Here is a 15311-nt window from a genome sequence, read left to right on the forward strand (position 1 = left end):
GGCTGGGCCCACTACGTCGGGCAGGAGAAGGTCCGCCCGCTCACCGGGTACACGATGCTGGCCACCGCGTCGGACTGGGTGCGGCCCGCCCGGCAGATGATCCAGACCGCCTACTGGTACCTGCACGCCGACCAGTTCCGCTACGACCAGTTCGGTGCCGACGCGCTGGCGGCGGGCGAGCCCGGGCAACTGACCGGGCGGACCATCGCCGACGTGCTCGCCCTGTCGGCGCGCCTTGGCTGGATGCCCTCGTACCCGACCTTCGACCGCAATCCGCTGGATCTGGCCGACGAGGCGGGCCACCGGCCGATCGGCGAGTACGTCGCCGATCAACTGAAGGCGGGCAGACTGCGCTTCGCGGGCGAGGATCCCGACGCGCCGGAAAACTTCCCCCGGGTGCTGACGGTGTGGCGCGCGAACCTGCTCGGCTCTTCGGCCAAGGGGGACGAGTACTTCCTCGAGCACCTGCTGGGCACCGATTCCTCGCTGCGCGCGGAACAGGCACCGCCGGGCAGGCGGCCGAGCGAAGTGACCTGGCGCGAGAAGGCCCCGACCGGGAAGCTCGATCTGCTGCTGACGCTGGACTTCCGGATGACCAGCACCACCGTCTTCTCCGACATCGTGCTCCCGGCCGCGACCTGGTACGAAAAGCACGATCTGAGCAGCACCGACATGCACCCGTTCGTCCACTCCTTCAACCCCGCCATCGACCCGCCGTGGCAGACCAGGACCGACTGGCAGGCCTTCAACGCGATTGCGTCGGTGTTCAGCAGGCTGGCCGCCACGCATCTCGGGGTGCGCCGGGACGTGGTCGCGGCCCCGCTGCTGCACGACACCCCCGCCGAACTGGCCACGCCGCACGGGCGGGTGGCCGACTGGCGGGCGGGGGAGTGCGAACCCGTTCCCGGCCGCACCATGCCGAAGCTCACCATCGTGGAACGCGACTACCCGGCGGTGGCGGCGAGGATGATCGCGCTGGGCCCGCTCGCCGAGACAATGGGGGCCACCACCAAGGGCGTCACCTACGACCTGAGCGGCGCCGTGGAGTACCTGCAGCGCAAGAACGGCACGGTGCGCGGGGGCCCGGCCGCGGGGCGGCCGTCGCTGGCTCGCGACGTGCAGGCGTGCGAGATGATCCTCGCGCTGTCGGGCACCACGAATGGGCATTTGTCGACTCAGGGATTCCGCTCGCTGGAACGGCGCACCGGGATGGCGCTGGCGGACCTCGCCGCGGAGCACGAGGGCGAGCAGATCACCTTCGCGCAGACGCAGTCGGCGCCGGTGCCGGTGATCACCTCCCCGGAGTGGTCCGGCACGGAGACCGGCGGACGGCGGTATTCGCCGTTCACCGTCAACGTCGAACGCCTCAAGCCGTGGCACACCCTCACCGGACGGCAGCACTTCTTCCTCGACCACGACTGGATGGCCGAACTGGGCGAGGGACTGCCGGTGTTCCGGCCCCCGCTGCACATGGATGTCCTCTTCGGCGAGCCGAAGGTGGGCGAACGGGGCGAACTCGGGGTGAGTGTCCGGTACCTCACCCCGCATTCGAAATGGTCGATCCATTCCGAGTACCAGGACAACCTGTTCATGCTCAGCCTCTCCCGTGGCGGCCCCACGATCTGGCTGTCGCCGCAGGACGCCGGGAAGATCGGCGTGCGGGACAACGACTGGATCGAGGCGGTCAACCGCAACGGGGTGGTGGTGGCGCGCGCGGTGGTTTCGCACCGGATGCCCGAGGGCACCGTCTACATGCACCACGCCCAGGACCGGCTCATCGACGTCCCGCGCAGCGAAACCAGCGGCAGGCGGGGCGGGATCCACAACTCGCTGACCCGGCTGCTGATCAAACCGAGTCATCTCATCGGCGGCTACGCACAGTTGTCCTTCGCGTTCAACTACCTGGGCCCCACCGGCAACCAGCGCGACGAGGTGACGGTGATCCGCCGGCGCGGCCAGGAGGTGACCTACTGATGAGGGTCATGGCCCAGATGGCGATGGTGATGAACCTCGACAAGTGCATCGGCTGCCACACCTGCTCGGTCACCTGCAAACAGGCGTGGACCAACCGGGGCGGGGTGGAATACGTCTGGTTCAACAACGTGGAAACCCGTCCCGGGCAAGGGTATCCGCGCACCTACGAGGACCAGCAACGGTGGCGCGGCGGCTGGAGGCTCAACCGCCGCGGCCGGCTGACCCTCAAGGCGGGCGGCAGGCTGCGCAAGCTGCTGACCATCTTCTCCAACCCCAAGCTGCCCAGTATCGACGACTACTACGAGCCCTGGACCTACGACTACGACAACCTCACCAGCGCGCCGCTGTCCGAGCACACCCCGGTCGCCCGGCCCCGGTCCCTGATCAGCGGCAAGCACATGAAGATCTCGTGGTCGGCGAACTGGGACGACGACCTCGGCGGCGCGCCCGAGCAGGCGCGCAAGGATCCGCTGCTCGCCGGGATCGAGGACAAGGTCCGGTTCGAGTTCGAGCGGACCTTCATGTTCTACCTGCCGCGGATCTGCGAGCACTGCCTCAACCCGTCGTGCGTGGCCTCCTGCCCTTCGGGGGCGATCTACAAGCGCAGCGAGGACGGCATCGTGCTGGTGGACCAGGACCGCTGCCGCGGCTGGCGGTTCTGCGTGTCGGGGTGCCCGTACAAGAAGGTCTACTTCAACCACCGCACCGGCAAGGCCGAGAAGTGCACGTTCTGCTTCCCCCGGGTGGAGGTCGGCATCCCCACGGTCTGTGCCGAGACCTGCGTCGGCAGGCTGCGCTACATCGGGCTGGTGCTCTACGACGCCGACCGGGTGCTCGAAGCGGCGTCCACAAAGGATGAACAGGGACTCGGCGAGGCGCAGCGGCGGGTCTTCCTCGACCCGCACGATCCCGCGGTGGTCCGTGAGGCGGAGCTCGCGGGCATTCCGGACGACTGGATCGAGGCGGCACAACGGTCCCCGGTGTACCGGCTGATCGAGGACTACCGGCTCGCCCTGCCGCTGCACCCGGAATACCGCACCCTGCCGATGGTCTGGTACATCCCGCCGCTGTCCCCGGTGGTGGACGTGGTCCGGGACACCGGGCACGACGCCGAGGAACACGGGAACCTTTTCGCCGCGATCGAGGCACTGCGCATCCCCGTCGAGTACCTGGCGAAGCTGTTCACTGCGGGCGACCCGGCGCCGGTGGAGGCGGTGCTGCGGCGGCTGGCGGCGATGCGCTCGTACCTGCGCGACATCAACCTCGGCCGCGAACCGCGGGAGGAGATCCCGGCCAAGGTCGGCATGACGGGCGAGGAGATCTACGAAATGTACCGCCTGCTGGCCCTGGCCAAGTACGACGAGCGTTACGTCATCCCCACCGCCCACGCCGAGCAGGCGCACGGGCTGGAGGAGCTGGCCACCGAATGCAGCCTCGACTACGACGGCGGCCCCGGCATGCTCGGCTCCGGGCCGTTCGGGGAGAGTTCCGGGGGAGCACCGCCGATCGCGGTGGAGAACTTCCGCATGCTGCACACGCGGCAGAGGACCGACACGGTGGCCGCACCGGGGGACAAACAGCACCGGGTCAACCTGCTCAACTGGGACGGCAAGGGCCTGCCGGAGGGCCTGTTCCCGGCCCGCCGCGAGGACGAGGAGGGCACCGGCCCGTCCCGGCGCGGACACCCGGAGCCGCGGTCATGAGCGGCGGCAGGAACGGCGGCAGGAACGGCACCGAGCCGGAACCCGCGGTGGCCTGGCAGGCGCAGTCCCTGCTGGTGGACTATCCGTACCCGGAACTGTTCGAGCACGTGCCGCTGCTGCGCGAGGCCGCCGCCGGGTTCGCCGAACCGGTCGGCGAACCGCTGGAGCGCTTTCTGGACCATCTCGAGGGCACTCCCGCGATGGAACTGCAATCCCAGTACGTGGCCACCTTCGACCACCGCAAGCTCGGCAGCCTCTACCTCACCTACTACACCTGCGGGGACACCAGGAAACGCGGCATGGCCCTGCTGCGGTTCCTGAGCGCCTACCGTCGCGCCGGGCTCGAACTGGGCGAGGGGGAACTGCCCGACCACCTCGCGGTCGTGCTGGAGTTCGCCGCGACCGTCGATCCTGTGGCGGGCAGGCGGCTGCTGTGCGAGCACCGCGCCGGCCTGGAACTGCTGCGCCGCGGCCTGCACGAGATCCGGTCCCCGTGGGCGCACGTGCTGGACTCGGTGTCGGCGACCCTGCCCGCGCTCCGCGGCTCCGACCACGAGGCGATCGCCCGGCTGATCCGGCAGGGCCCGCCCGAAGAGGAGGTCGGGCTCGATCCGTTCCATGCCGCCGACCACCTGTTCCGGGGGGTGAACCGATGAGCGTGGCCGACGCGCTGCTGTGGATCGCGGTGCCGTACGTGTCCATCGCGATCTTCGTGCTCGGGCACTACTGGCGCTATCACTACGACAAGTTCGGCTGGACCACCCGCTCGTCCCAGCTCTACGAGAACCGGCTGCTGCGGCTGGGCAGCCCGCTGTTCCACTTCGGCATCCTCGTCGTCGCGGTCGGCCACATCGTCGGGCTGCTCATCCCCAAGGCGTGGACCGAGGCGGCGGGCATCGGCGAGACCGCCTACCACGCCGGGGCGGCCGTGCTGGGCACCGTCGCCGGGGTGTGCACGCTGGGCGGGGCGGCGATCCTCATCTACCGCCGCCGCACGGTCGGCCCGGTCTTCTCCGCCACCACCCGCAACGACAAGCTCATGTACGTGCTGCTGATCGGCACCATCGTGCTCGGGCTGGGCACCACCGTGCTGGGCAACCTGACCGGTCACCCGCACGACTACCGCGAAACGGTCGCGCCCTGGTTCCGTTCGATCTTCGCCCTCCAACCCGACACGGCCCTGATCAGGCGGGCGCCGTGGGGTTTCCGGGCCCATGTGCTGGCCGCCTGGGTGCTGTTCGCGTTCTGGCCGTTCAGCCGCCTGGTTCACGTATTCTCGATGCCGCTCGGTTACCTGACCCGCCCGTACATCGTCTACCGGAGCCGGGACCACCAACTGGGCAACCGGATCCCCCGCCGAGGATGGGAGCGCCTGCCATGACCAGGATCCAGGGACACGTCCCGCACCACGCCGTGGTGAACCTGACCGCGCTGGCCGCCGAACTGCTGGAGGAGGCCCGCAAACATCCGGCGCGGCGCACCGCGCGCACGGTGGCCGCCTCCACCTCGCAACGGGCCGCCCTGATCGTGGCGTTGGAAGGCGCCGAGCTCGCCGAGCACGACGCCCCGGCCGCGGCCACCCTGCACGTGCTCTCCGGCCGCGTGCGGCTGCGCACCGCGGACCACGAGTGGGACATCGAGGAGGGTGAGCTGTTCCCGGTGCCGCCCGAGCGGCACGGCGTGGTCGCGCTCGCCGACGCGGTCTTCCTCCTCACGGTCGCCCTGCGTTGAGGATGATCGGCCCGCGCACGGGGTAACCGGAAGACGGAGGGCGCGGCGGCCATGCCGTGCCGGAGGAGGTGGCACATGCGGGCCGAGGCCTCGATCGGCAGGGAGCAGGCACCGGGGACTCCCCGCGTCCGGCGGTGCGAGGTGTGCGGGGCGGACGTCCCGCCGGAACGGGAGATGACCGTCCTCGTCCCGGACTCGTCCGTGGTGGATCCGGTCGATTCCAGCCGGGACGGGCAGCGGATGGTCACCGTGTGTTCGGCGGCGGAGGTCCCCGGCCTGATCGCGGCCGGGCGGGCTGCCTGGCGTGACGAGCAGCTGTGGCTGGGCCGGCTCGCCAAGGCGAGCAGCGAGCCCGGGGCGGCCGGAATGGATCTGCGGCAGGTAGCGCGGCGGGCGTTCCTCGGCGACGAGCAGCTGCGGCTGGCGCTGGAGTGGAACCGCGCGCAGGAGGTGCCGATGACCGCGCTGCCCGGCGGGCAGCCGCTGCCGGTGCACTGAGCCACTGAGCCCTGTGTCGAAGTGGTCTGCCTCAGCTCACGGGGGCGCACCAGAAGAGGCGGGTGCCGCCCCCGTGCCCACCGTTTTCCAGCCGCTGCACGGTGAACACGCCGCCCGCCTGCTCGGCCCGCTCCCGCAGGTTGTGCAGCCCGCTGGTGGCGACCGTGTCCGGGATGCCGACGCCGTTGTCGGTGATGTCGATGGCGAAATCGTCTTCGACGGAGATGGTGATGGTGACCGCGCTGGCGTGCGCGTGCCGGACCACGTTGCTGACGGCCTCCCGTACCACCGCCTCGGCGTGTTCGGCGAGCGCGGGCGAGACGACACCGAGTGCCCCGGACATCCGCACCGTGGTGTGCACGTCGGTGTCCGTGGTGAGTTCGGCGATGATGTCGTGCAGGCGCTTGCGCAGCTTCGTGGTGCCTTCCAGGCCGCCGTGCAGGTCGAAGATCGCACTGCGGATGTCGCTGATGATCTGCTGCACGTCCTCGACCGTGTTGCCGATCCGGCGCTGCGTCTCCGGCGAGCGGCTGCGCATGGCGGTGCTCTGCAGTGACAGGCCCAGGGCGAACAGCCGCTGGATGACGTGGTCGTGCAGATCGCGCGCGATGCGGTCGCGATCGGCCAGCACGTCCAGTTCGTGCAGGCGCCGCTGGTCCTGGGCCAGGCGCAGGGCCAGCGCGGCGTGGTCGGCGAACGAGGCGGCCAGGGGGAGCTGACCGGCGTCGAACCGCTCGGCGCCGGCCTTGCGCACGGCGACCAGCACCCCGGACACCGAATCCACCGACGCGCGCAGCGGCAGCACCAGCGCGGGGCCGAACGGCTCGCCAAGGCCGGTGCCCAGATCGTCCCCGGCCATGGCCAGGCGGCGCGGAGTGGCGTCACGGAACGCCTCGCCGCAGACCGTGCCCTCCACGGCGATGCTCCGGCCGGTGAGTTCGCCCGCGTCCAGCCTGGGGTCCAGGCCGGCGCTCGCGGTGACGGTGAGGGCCCGCACCTCCGCGGCGGTGAGGTCGGGATCCTCGGGCTGGGCGAGGAACGCGCAGTCCGCGCCGGTGAGGGCGAGCGCCCGGTTGGCGACCAGGTGCAGCACCTCGGCCGGGTCGGTGGCGGCCAGCAGTTCGGCCCGGATGTCGCTGGTCGCCTCCTGCCAGCGCTGCCGCAACCGCGTGTCCTCGTACAGGCGGGCGTTCTCCACCGCGATCCCGGCCGCGGCGGCCAGCGCCTGCACGACCACTTCGTCGTCCTCGGTGAACGGCTGGCCGGAAGCCTTCTCGGTGAGGTAGAGATTGCCGAAAACCTTGCCCCGCACCAGGATCGGCACGCCGAGGAAGGTGTGCATCGGCGGGTGGTGCGGCGGGAAGCCCGACGAGGACACGTGCTGGGACAGGTCTTCCAACCGGAGCGGTTTCGGCTGCTGGATCAGCAGTCCCAGCAGACCGTGCCCCTGCGGCAGCGGCCCGATCTTGCGGCGGGTCTGCTCGTCGATGCCCTCGTAGACGAACTCGGCCAGGCCCTCGCCATCGGCGTTGAGCACTCCCAAGGCCCCGTAACGGCAGTCCACCAGCTCGATGGCGGCGTGCACGATCCGGCGCAGGGTGGAGTCGAGCTCCAGGCTCGACGCCACGGCCAGCATCGCCTCCAGCAACCCGTCCAACTGGTCGCGGGTGTTGCTCAGCTGCTCGATCCGGTCCCGGACCTCACTGAGAAGTTCGCGGAGCCGCAGCTGCGACAGGGTAACTTTCAACGACGGCGTGGCATCGGCCCGTGTGCGTTCGAACTCGGGCATGTTTCCAGCGTCGCACCGAGAGCGGCCTTCGGCCAGTCAAACAGCCCGGTCACTGGGTGGAACCCGGGCCGCGGCAGGCATGTCGCGGCCGGACCGGGGTACCCCGCCCTTTTCCGGGAACGGAGGAGGCACGGTGGTACGCGGTGCCGAAGGGGCCATCGTGGTGGGAGTGGACGGGTCCGGCGGCGCCGCACTGGCGGTGCGCTGGGCCGCGGCGGAGGCGGGCGCCCGCAACCTCCCGCTGCACCTGCTGTTCGCGGCAGGCTGGGTCGGTGGCGGGTACGGTGGCGGGCTGCCCGTCCCGCAGAGCTACTTCGACGATCTCGACCAGGCGGGCAAAACCCTGCTGGCGGAAGCGAAAAGGGCCGCGCGCGAGGTCAGCCCCGGAGTCGCGGTGACCAGCTCGATGCCGTTCGAACCGCCCGTTCCACCGCTGGTCGACGCGTCGGAAAGGGCGCGCATGCTGGTGCTGGGCGCCACCGGCAGGACCGGTTTCGCCGGACGGCTCGCCGGGGCCACCGCCGTCGCGGTCGCCGCCCGCGCCCTCTGTCCCGTCGCGATCGTGCGGCCGCGGACCGACGGCCTGCCCATACCCGCGAACGCTCCCGTGGTGGTGGGAGTGGACGGCAGCCACGTGAGTGACCGGGCGGTGGCCGTGGCTTTCGAGGAGGCGTCGTGGCGGCGAGTGCCGCTGATCGCGGTGCACGCCTTCAGCGACGCCGATGCCGGACTGCTGCTGCCCGAACCGGACCGCGGCTGGGGCACGCTCTCGCAGCAGCAGGAGCGCCTGCTCGCGGAGAACCTGGCCGGGTGGCGGGAGGAGTACCCGGAGGTCCAGCTGGAACCGGTGGCGGTGCGCGACCAGCCCCGCGCCGAACTCCTCGCACGCAGTGAGGCGGCGCAACTTCTCGTGGTCGGCAGCCGGGGACGCGGCGGCGTGACCGGCCTGCTGCTCGGCTCGACCAGCCAGGCACTCATCCACCACGCACAGTGCCCGGTGCTCGTGGTCCGCGCCGCCGCACCCGCGCCGTGAGGACCCCCTTGACCGCGGCGCGATCCCGGGCCCGGCACAGAGCCCCGGCACAGTCGTGCCGGCTCAGCCGCGCGTGTCCCACGCTCCGGCGCTTGTGTCCCACCTTCGGTCCGGGTGAGCAGGGCATCGGGCTTCTGCCGGGATCTTGCGTTCTTTCCCGTGAGGGGTCCCCTCATGGCACACGCCGACCGTAAACCGGTATAGCCGCTTCAGTTCAGTGGCGCGGTCCAGGAGATGCGGGTGCCGCCACCGTCTGCGTTGTCCACGGTGCAGACACCGCCCGCGTCGGCGGCCCGGCGGCTCAGGTTGTGCAGGCCGCTGCGCGCCACCGTCTCCGGGATGCCCACGCCGTCGTCGGTGACGTCGATCGTGACCATGTCCCCGACGTAGACGTTCACCGTCACCGTGCTCGCGCGGGCGTGCCTGACCACATTGGACAGTGCCTCCCGGATCACGGCTTCGGCGTGCTCGCCCAGCCCCGGCGACAGCACGCCGATCGGGCCCGCCATGCGGACCGTGGTCTGCAGCGCGGTTTCGCCGGTGATCTCGGCGATGATCTCGCCGAGCCGTTTGCGCAGCCCCGTGCTGCCCTGCAGCCCGCCGTGCAGATCGAAGACCGCGGTCCGGATCTCCGACACGATGCTCTGCACGTCCTCGATCAGCTCACCCAGCCGCCGCTGCACCTCGGGCACGCGGGTGCGGGCCTTGGCACTCTGCAGCCGCAGCCCGTGGGCGAACAACCGCTGCACGACCTGGTCGTGCAGGTCGCGGGCGATGCGGTCGCGGTCCTCCAGCACTTCGAACTCGTAGAGCCGGCGCTGGTCCTCCGCGCGCTTGAGGGCGATCGCGGCCTGGTCGGCGAACGACGCCGCGAGCGACAGCGCGCTGCGCCGGAACGGCTCCCGGCCGGGTCGCCGCACAGCGACCAGCACGCCCGACACCGAGTCCGCCGACGCCCGAAGTGGAAGGGCCATCGCGGGTCCGAACTCCTCGTCCAGCCCGGCGGACACGTCGTACACCAGCCGGTCGGCGATCTTCGGGGTGGCTTCGCGATACGCGGCCCCGCAGGTGGAGCCGTCGATGGGGATCGCACGGCCGTCGAGCGTGCCACCCCGCAGTCCGGTGCACGCACTGACGACGAGTGTGGACACCTCTCCGGCGGGCAGCTCCGGATCCTCGGGGTGGGCGAGGAAGGCGTAGTCGGAACCGGTGAGTGTGAGCACGCGGTGTGCGATGAGGCTGAGCACGTCGCCGGGGTCGGCGGTGGCCAGCAGTTCGGCCCGCACCTCGCTGGTGGCCTCCTGCCAGCGCTGCTGCTGCCGGGCTTCCTCGAACAGACGGGCGTTCTCGACCGCGATACCGGCGGCCGCGGCCAGCGCCTGCACGATGACCTCGTCGTCGTCGGTGAACGGCCCGCCGGTCTTCTCCGTGAGGTAGAGATTGCCGAACACCTCGTCCCGGACACGGACGGGCACGCCGAGGAAGCTGTGCATCGGCGGGTGGTTCGCCGGGAAGCCCGAGGATGCCGGGTGGTGCGAAAGCTCGTCCAGCCGCAGCGGTTTCGGCTGCTCGATGAGCAGCCCGAGCAGGCCGTGGCCCGTCGGCAGGGCCCCGATCTCGTCGCGGGCCTGTTCGTCGATGCCCTCGTAGACGAACTGCGCGAGCCCGGCACCGTCGGCGTCCAGCACGCCCAGCGCGCCGTAGCGGCAGTCGACCAGTTCGATGGCGGCCTGGACGATGCGCCGCAGCGTCGTGTCGAGCTCAAGGCCCGAGGAGACCGCGAGCATGGCTTCCAGCAGGCCGTCGAGGTGATCGCGGACGTCGGCCATCTGCTCGAGGCTGTCCTGGACCTCCCGGAGCAGTTCCCGCAGGCGCAGTTGCGACAGGGTGCTGCGGACCGAAGGTGGGGTCTTCTCGGCCTTCTCCACGACTTTTTCGACGGACACCGCGCTCCCCTTTCCGCCGAGAAACATACCAACGGGTCGGGTGATCGGCACAGTGCTGGGGCAGGTGATGTGGCGGAGATGGCTGTGCCGCTGCGTAATCGTCCGGTGACCCGCGGATCGTGCCCGGAGGATTAGGCCCTCACCGGTACCAACGACGGTCCCTCGCGCCGACTACGTGTGGCCCTGCCGGGAAAAGAGGTCCGGCGAGGAGCCTGGAACCAGGGGAAACCGCACGTGTTCTTGGAGGAACGATGAAGGACCCACAGCCGCTGCCGGTGCCGGAATGCCGCAGGCTGCTGGCACAGTGCCCCCTCGGGCGGCTGATCTTCACCGAAGGCGCGATGCCGACCGCCCGCCCGGTGAACTTCTTCGTCCACCACAACGACATCGTGGTCCGGGCGGCACGCGACGGCGTCCTGGCCGCTCTCGACGAGCAAGTTGTCGCGCTGGAGATCGACAGCCTCGACACCGGGAGCGAAGCCGGCTGGAGCGTGGTGGCGGTCGGGAAGGCGGAACTGGTGCGCGACCCGGAGCGGCTCGCCCTCTACACCGATCCCCACCAGCGGCCCTGGGTGCAGGGGGAGGAGAGCGTGGTCCTGCGGATCCCGATCAAGATCGTGACCGGACGGCGCCTCTCCTCGGCCGTATGTGCCGTCGGCTGACCCGTGTGAGCGAAGAGCCCCGGCACGGCGCCGGTCACTGCCGCACCATCGATGGGAGAAGAACCGGGAGGCGCCGTGAAAGCGTTGCGGCTGAACGCATGGAAGAGCGATCCGGAACTGACGGAGGTGGCCGAACCCAAGCCGGGCCCGGGACAGGTGGTGGTCCGGATCGGAGGTGCCGGGGCCTGCCATTCGGATCTGCACCTGATGCGCGAGTTCGACACGGGCACGATGCCGTGGAACCCCCCGTTCACACTCGGTCACGAGAACGCGGGCTGGGTGCACGCGCTGGGCGGGGGTGTCCGGGGTCCGGAGATCGGGCAGCCGGTCGCGGTCTTCGGGCCGTGGGGCTGCGGAACCTGCGCACGCTGTCTCGCCGGTGCCGATGCGTACTGCGAAAACCTGGCCGCCGCCCCGGCGGGCGGGATGGGCGGCGGAGGTCTCGGTCTCGACGGGGGTATGGCCGAGTACCTGCTCGTCCCCGCGGTCCGGCATCTGGTGCCGTTGCCGGACGGGCTCGAACCGGTGACCGCCGCCCCGCTCACCGATGCCGCCCTCACCCCTTATCACGCGGTGCGCCGCTCGTGGCCCAAACTGACGCCGGACGCCACGGCCGTCGTGATCGGCATCGGCGGGCTCGGCCATCTGGCCGTGCAGATCCTCAAGGCCACCACGGCGGCCCGCGTGGTCGCGGTGGACAGCCGGGCCGCCGCGCTCGGGCTCGCCGAGCGCGGCGGGGCCGATCACACCGTGCAGGCCGGGGAGGGAGCCGCGGAGGAGATCCGCGAATTCACCGGAGGGCGCGGCGCCGACGTGATCCTCGACTGCGTGGGCAACGACGAGACGCTGGCGCTCGGGGTGGCCGCGGCCCGCATCCTGGGCGATCTCACCATCATCGGCCTCGGTGGTGGCACGCTGCCGATGTCGTTCTTCGGACAGCCTTATGAACTGTCGGTGCAGACGACGCTGTGGGGCACCCGCCCCGAGTTGCTCGAGGTCCTGGACCTGGCTTCGCGCGGGCTCGTGCGTACCGCGTTGACCACGTTCCCGCTCGAACAGGCCATGACGGCCTACCGGCGCCTTGAATCCGGGGAACTGACCGGCCGCGCCGTGGTCGTGCCGGGCGCGGGCTGACCCGCCGGGTCGTTCGTCCAGGGCTTTGGTGCCGGTGGTCGCCGCCTCTCGTGACTTTGTCCCGCTCCGGAACGGGTGGTTCATCGGCGATAACGGGGGTAGGTCCGCTACGACGAAGGAGCACGCCATGTCCCACCGACCTCAGGCCGAACCGGAACGTTCCGCCCAGCAGAGCGGGCAGACCGCCGTACCGCGTCAGGGCGAGCACACACCCGTTCCCCGGCAGGCAGCCCCCCGCGGCGAGCCGACAGAGCCGCTGACGCAACCCCGGCGAGCCTTGCCCGACCAGCAGATGCCCGAACAGCAGGCAGCCGAACGACAGGCACCCGACAGGCCGAAGCGTCCCGAACCGGCGCCGGAACGCTGGGCCGCCCCGCCCTTCGAAGCCCAGAACGGGTTCGGGTTGACCGCGCTCATCACCGGGGTGATCGGGCTGGCGCTGTTCTGGCTGCCGATCGTCAACCTGGTGTTCGGGCTGCTCGGTACCGTGTTCGGGCTGCTGGGCTTCCGCCGCGTCCGCAAGGGGATGGCAACCAATCCGGGCCAGGCGCTGACCGGTCTGATGTGCGGTCTGCTCGCCTTTGTGATCGCGGTGCTGTTGTTGTCCTTCGGGCTCGCCGAAGACAGCATGTATCCGATGTTCTCCTGACGGCCGTGACTCCGGGCCGGGGGATCAGGCCTCCGACAGCGCCGCTTCACGGCTTTCGTAGAGCGCGAGCAGATTGTCCAGCCCGGTCATGGTGAAGGCCCGCCGGATCTGCCGGTTCCCGGCCGCGATCCGCAGCACCTCGCGGCCCGGCGCGAGTTCGTGTGCGGTGACCAGGACGGCGAGGCCGGCCGAACCGAGGAACGTGACTCCGCCCAGATCGACGACCAGCGTTCGCGGGGCAGCGGCCAGCAGTTCCTCGAGGCTCGCGGCAAGCCTCGGTGCGGTGAGCATGTCGAGTTCCCCGGAGACCGTGAGGACGATGACCTCGGGCTCCGGGCGGTCGATGGCCAAGCCCAGCGAGCCTGGCTGGGCCTGACCGGTGGGTACGAGTGGTTGAGACATGACGTGGTGACCCTTCCCCGTCTCGGTGCCTCGCGGCGCGCCGGTGGGCCGGATCGGGATGGCCGTCGAGCCAGGTTCAGTCCACCGGCGGATCCGCCGGCTTCGGCGGCTCTCCATTTGGCGTAGTTCCGGCTGTGGACTCAACCGTGCCTTGCAGCGTAGCCGCGATCCGGTTTCGCGCAATCGGGTGAAGGGGGCCGGCTCCGCTGCCTGGTTGTGGTACTTCCGCCCGCGTCGCCGGGTGCCCGTTCGTGGATGATCGGTCGCTCTGCGTTTCCCTCTCTGTCACCCGGGTACCTGGAGGGCACTCGCATCGCGGGTCAGCGGAGGTGAACGGCCACGATGTATGCAACACAGCGGCACAACGAGCAGCTGGTACGGCTGACCCTGACCGGTCTGGCCGACCTGGGGAAGGTTCGGGAGGCCGTCAGGGAGTTGCTGACGGGCTGCACACAGGAGGACGTCATCGACTCGGTGCTGGTCGCCGACGAGCTGAGCACGCTGGCCTGCGAGTACGGGAACCTGCCTGCGGGGGTCTGTCTCATCCGTTCCTACCGTCGTCCTTCGCTACGGATGGCGGTGACCGTGCCACACCTGGTGCTGCCGACGGCTCCGAGCCGGTCGCGGACGAGCCGGTACCTGCTGGAGGCCTGCACGACGGACTGGGGGATCGGCAACAGCGGCGAGTACATGACGCTGTGGGCGTGCATCCGGGTCGGGGCCCTGCTGGACGACGAGCTGCCGCTGCCCCGGATCCCGGCCTCCTGATCGCGGCCGGTGACATCCCTCCATCCGTTGTGGACATTGTTTTCCTGAAGCCTCCTCGGCGAGGACGGTAACCGCTCTCCAGCGCCTGCCCAGCCCGCTCGACGGGCTGTCCTTGAGCCGCGCCCGAGTTACATTCCGGTCACCCGCTCTCGGTCACCCTCGGAAGTGCCGGCCACCGCTGGTAGCAGTGTTCGCAACCGTGTTTCGCCAGCGGCTTTTCGGGCAGCTCAGGAGAAGATTGCACACCCGAAGGTGGGAGGTCTCGATGACGGCGGTGGCTGCTGACACGCCGGAATTGGCCGCCCGGGCGGCGGAACAGCTCGCCGCCGCGGTGGCTGCCGCACTGCGACCGGATGCCACACCGCTGGACTACGGTCCCTGTCGTCGGGGTGTGGGGGCGGCGGTCGAACGTCTCGGCGCCGCCTTGTGCGGCCTCATCCAGGAACTGGAGCCGAAGACGGAAACCCTCTTGTCGGACAGTGCGATCACACGCGCGCACCATCTGGCCGCCGAAATCCGGTTCGCCCGGCCACCCGAGTTGTGAGCGGGCAGTCTCGACACCCGAATGGCCTAGCGGTGGAGCGCCGTGTGCGGCCGAATCGGGAAGGCGGGTAGGAAGAGGCTCCCCTGTGAGGGAAGGGTTGGGCCAGGCGGGCGGCCAGGTTCTCCGAATGGGGTTGTCTCCTGGGGCTTCGCCACAGGAATGATCGAGCAGGTGGCTCCAGTGCTCGCCCTCACGCTCCTCAGTGGACGAAGCCATCGGCTCCATGCGGTAGCTTTCTGTTATGGGCCAGCACACGCCGTTCATCGACGACGAGAAGGAAGGCCGGAGCGTCGGCCCGGGCCGACGGCGCCCCCGGCTGTTGCCGCTTTCCTGTGACGCCGGTCGCATTCTCCTCCCCGTCCTGTCTCACCGGTCATGAGGCTGGGAAGCGTGGCCGGGTACGCGGCCGCTGCCGTCGGTGCTCTGTACGCGGCGTTGAGCCTGTACTGGGGTGTGGGCGGGACCTACTGGCTCGACA

The 15311-nt window shown here is 70.3% G+C and carries 15 protein-coding genes; 12 read left to right on the forward strand and 3 right to left on the reverse strand.

Annotated features, from left to right (window positions below):
* The 6 genes from FNH05_RS14640 to FNH05_RS14665 all read left to right on the forward strand — a co-directional run.
* The coding region (locus FNH05_RS14640; protein ID WP_144588458.1) for a molybdopterin dinucleotide binding domain-containing protein at window positions 1–1974 on the forward strand (1974 nt) is incomplete at its 5' end.
* Window positions 1974–3677: a nitrate reductase subunit beta gene (narH, locus tag FNH05_RS14645; protein WP_144588460.1), complete on the forward strand. Its 1704-nt coding sequence runs from the start codon at window positions 1974–1976 to the stop codon at window positions 3675–3677. The genes FNH05_RS14640 and narH, both read left to right, overlap by 1 nt.
* Window positions 3674–4333, forward strand: coding sequence for a nitrate reductase molybdenum cofactor assembly chaperone (gene narJ / locus FNH05_RS14650; RefSeq protein ID WP_144588462.1), 660 nt, complete (start codon window positions 3674–3676; stop codon window positions 4331–4333). The genes narH and narJ overlap by 4 nt, the downstream gene beginning before the upstream one ends.
* Window positions 4330–5058, forward strand: a complete 729-nt coding sequence (narI, locus tag FNH05_RS14655; protein ID WP_144588464.1) for a respiratory nitrate reductase subunit gamma — start codon at window positions 4330–4332, stop codon at window positions 5056–5058. Before narJ ends, narI begins: the two co-directional genes overlap by 4 nt.
* Window positions 5055–5408, forward strand: a complete 354-nt coding sequence (locus tag FNH05_RS14660) for a cupin domain-containing protein (protein ID WP_144588466.1) — start codon at window positions 5055–5057, stop codon at window positions 5406–5408. The genes narI and FNH05_RS14660 overlap by 4 nt, the downstream gene beginning before the upstream one ends.
* Before the next feature lie 75 nt (window positions 5409–5483).
* On the forward strand, window positions 5484–5906 hold the full coding sequence (locus FNH05_RS14665; protein WP_144588468.1) for a hypothetical protein: 423 nt from the start codon (window positions 5484–5486) through the stop codon (window positions 5904–5906).
* 31 nt (window positions 5907–5937) lie between these two features.
* Here FNH05_RS14665 and FNH05_RS14670 read toward each other — a convergent pair whose 3' ends face one another.
* Window positions 5938–7695, reverse strand: coding sequence for a sensor histidine kinase (locus tag FNH05_RS14670; RefSeq protein WP_144588470.1), 1758 nt, complete (start codon window positions 7693–7695; stop codon window positions 5938–5940).
* Between the two features lie 133 nt (window positions 7696–7828).
* Here FNH05_RS14670 and FNH05_RS14675 point away from each other — a divergent pair, with 133 nt between their 5' ends.
* A complete protein-coding gene (locus FNH05_RS14675; RefSeq protein WP_246127738.1) occupies window positions 7829–8728 on the forward strand; it encodes a universal stress protein in 900 nt (299 codons plus the stop codon).
* 209 nt (window positions 8729–8937) lie between these two features.
* Here the strand turns inward: FNH05_RS14675 and FNH05_RS14680 are convergent, their stop codons facing one another.
* The gene (locus tag FNH05_RS14680; RefSeq protein ID WP_144588474.1) at window positions 8938–10701 is read right to left on the reverse strand and encodes a sensor histidine kinase; all 1764 of its coding nucleotides are present in this window, start codon (window positions 10699–10701) and stop codon (window positions 8938–8940) included.
* A 224-nt stretch (window positions 10702–10925) separates the two neighbouring features.
* On the opposite strand from FNH05_RS14680, the gene FNH05_RS14685 reads away from it, so the two are divergent.
* From FNH05_RS14685 to FNH05_RS14695, 3 genes are all read left to right on the forward strand, one after another.
* A complete protein-coding gene (locus FNH05_RS14685; protein WP_144588476.1) occupies window positions 10926–11336 on the forward strand; it encodes a pyridoxamine 5'-phosphate oxidase family protein in 411 nt (136 codons plus the stop codon).
* A gap of 75 nt (window positions 11337–11411) precedes the next feature.
* Window positions 11412–12470 carry an NAD(P)-dependent alcohol dehydrogenase gene (locus tag FNH05_RS14690; RefSeq protein WP_144588478.1) on the forward strand — a complete coding sequence of 353 codons (1059 nt, stop codon included), beginning with the start codon at window positions 11412–11414 and terminating at the stop codon, window positions 12468–12470.
* 127 nt (window positions 12471–12597) lie between these two features.
* Window positions 12598–13119 (forward strand): DUF4190 domain-containing protein, encoded by a 522-nt coding sequence (locus FNH05_RS14695; protein ID WP_144588480.1) that lies wholly within the window; start codon window positions 12598–12600, stop codon window positions 13117–13119.
* Window positions 13120–13143: 24 nt separating this feature from the next.
* Here the strand turns inward: FNH05_RS14695 and FNH05_RS14700 are convergent, their stop codons facing one another.
* On the reverse strand, window positions 13144–13521 hold the full coding sequence (locus FNH05_RS14700; RefSeq protein ID WP_144588482.1) for an STAS domain-containing protein: 378 nt from the start codon (window positions 13519–13521) through the stop codon (window positions 13144–13146).
* A gap of 342 nt (window positions 13522–13863) precedes the next feature.
* Between FNH05_RS14700 and FNH05_RS14705 the strand changes: the two genes are divergently transcribed.
* Together FNH05_RS14705 and FNH05_RS14710 are read left to right on the forward strand one after the other, a co-directional pair.
* Complete coding sequence (locus FNH05_RS14705; RefSeq protein WP_144588484.1) at window positions 13864–14289, forward strand: hypothetical protein; 426 nt, start codon at window positions 13864–13866, stop codon at window positions 14287–14289.
* A gap of 265 nt (window positions 14290–14554) precedes the next feature.
* Window positions 14555–14833 (forward strand): hypothetical protein, encoded by a 279-nt coding sequence (locus FNH05_RS14710; protein WP_144588486.1) that lies wholly within the window; start codon window positions 14555–14557, stop codon window positions 14831–14833.
* Window positions 14834–15311 lie beyond the last annotated feature (478 nt).

The sequence above is a fragment of the Amycolatopsis rhizosphaerae genome, from assembly GCF_007713715.1.
GTDB classification, from domain to species: domain Bacteria; phylum Actinomycetota; class Actinomycetes; order Mycobacteriales; family Pseudonocardiaceae; genus Amycolatopsis_E; species Amycolatopsis_E rhizosphaerae.

Coding starts and splice junctions, on each gene's coding strand:
- FNH05_RS14700 (WP_144588482.1), bottom strand. CDS start 13,521: ATGTCTCAACCACTCGTACCCACCGGTCAGGCCCAGCCAGGCTCGCTG.
- FNH05_RS14685 (WP_144588476.1), top strand. CDS start 10,926: ATGAAGGACCCACAGCCGCTGCCGGTGCCGGAATGCCGCAGGCTGCTG.
- FNH05_RS14710 (WP_144588486.1), top strand. CDS start 14,555: ATGACGGCGGTGGCTGCTGACACGCCGGAATTGGCCGCCCGGGCGGCG.
- FNH05_RS14680 (WP_144588474.1), bottom strand. CDS start 10,701: ATGTTTCTCGGCGGAAAGGGGAGCGCGGTGTCCGTCGAAAAAGTCGTG.
- FNH05_RS14705 (WP_144588484.1), top strand. CDS start 13,864: ATGTATGCAACACAGCGGCACAACGAGCAGCTGGTACGGCTGACCCTG.
- FNH05_RS14660 (WP_144588466.1), top strand. CDS start 5,055: ATGACCAGGATCCAGGGACACGTCCCGCACCACGCCGTGGTGAACCTG.
- narH (WP_144588460.1), top strand. CDS start 1,974: ATGAGGGTCATGGCCCAGATGGCGATGGTGATGAACCTCGACAAGTGC.
- FNH05_RS14665 (WP_144588468.1), top strand. CDS start 5,484: ATGCGGGCCGAGGCCTCGATCGGCAGGGAGCAGGCACCGGGGACTCCC.
- FNH05_RS14695 (WP_144588480.1), top strand. CDS start 12,598: ATGTCCCACCGACCTCAGGCCGAACCGGAACGTTCCGCCCAGCAGAGC.
- narJ (WP_144588462.1), top strand. CDS start 3,674: ATGAGCGGCGGCAGGAACGGCGGCAGGAACGGCACCGAGCCGGAACCC.
- narI (WP_144588464.1), top strand. CDS start 4,330: ATGAGCGTGGCCGACGCGCTGCTGTGGATCGCGGTGCCGTACGTGTCC.
- FNH05_RS14670 (WP_144588470.1), bottom strand. CDS start 7,695: ATGCCCGAGTTCGAACGCACACGGGCCGATGCCACGCCGTCGTTGAAA.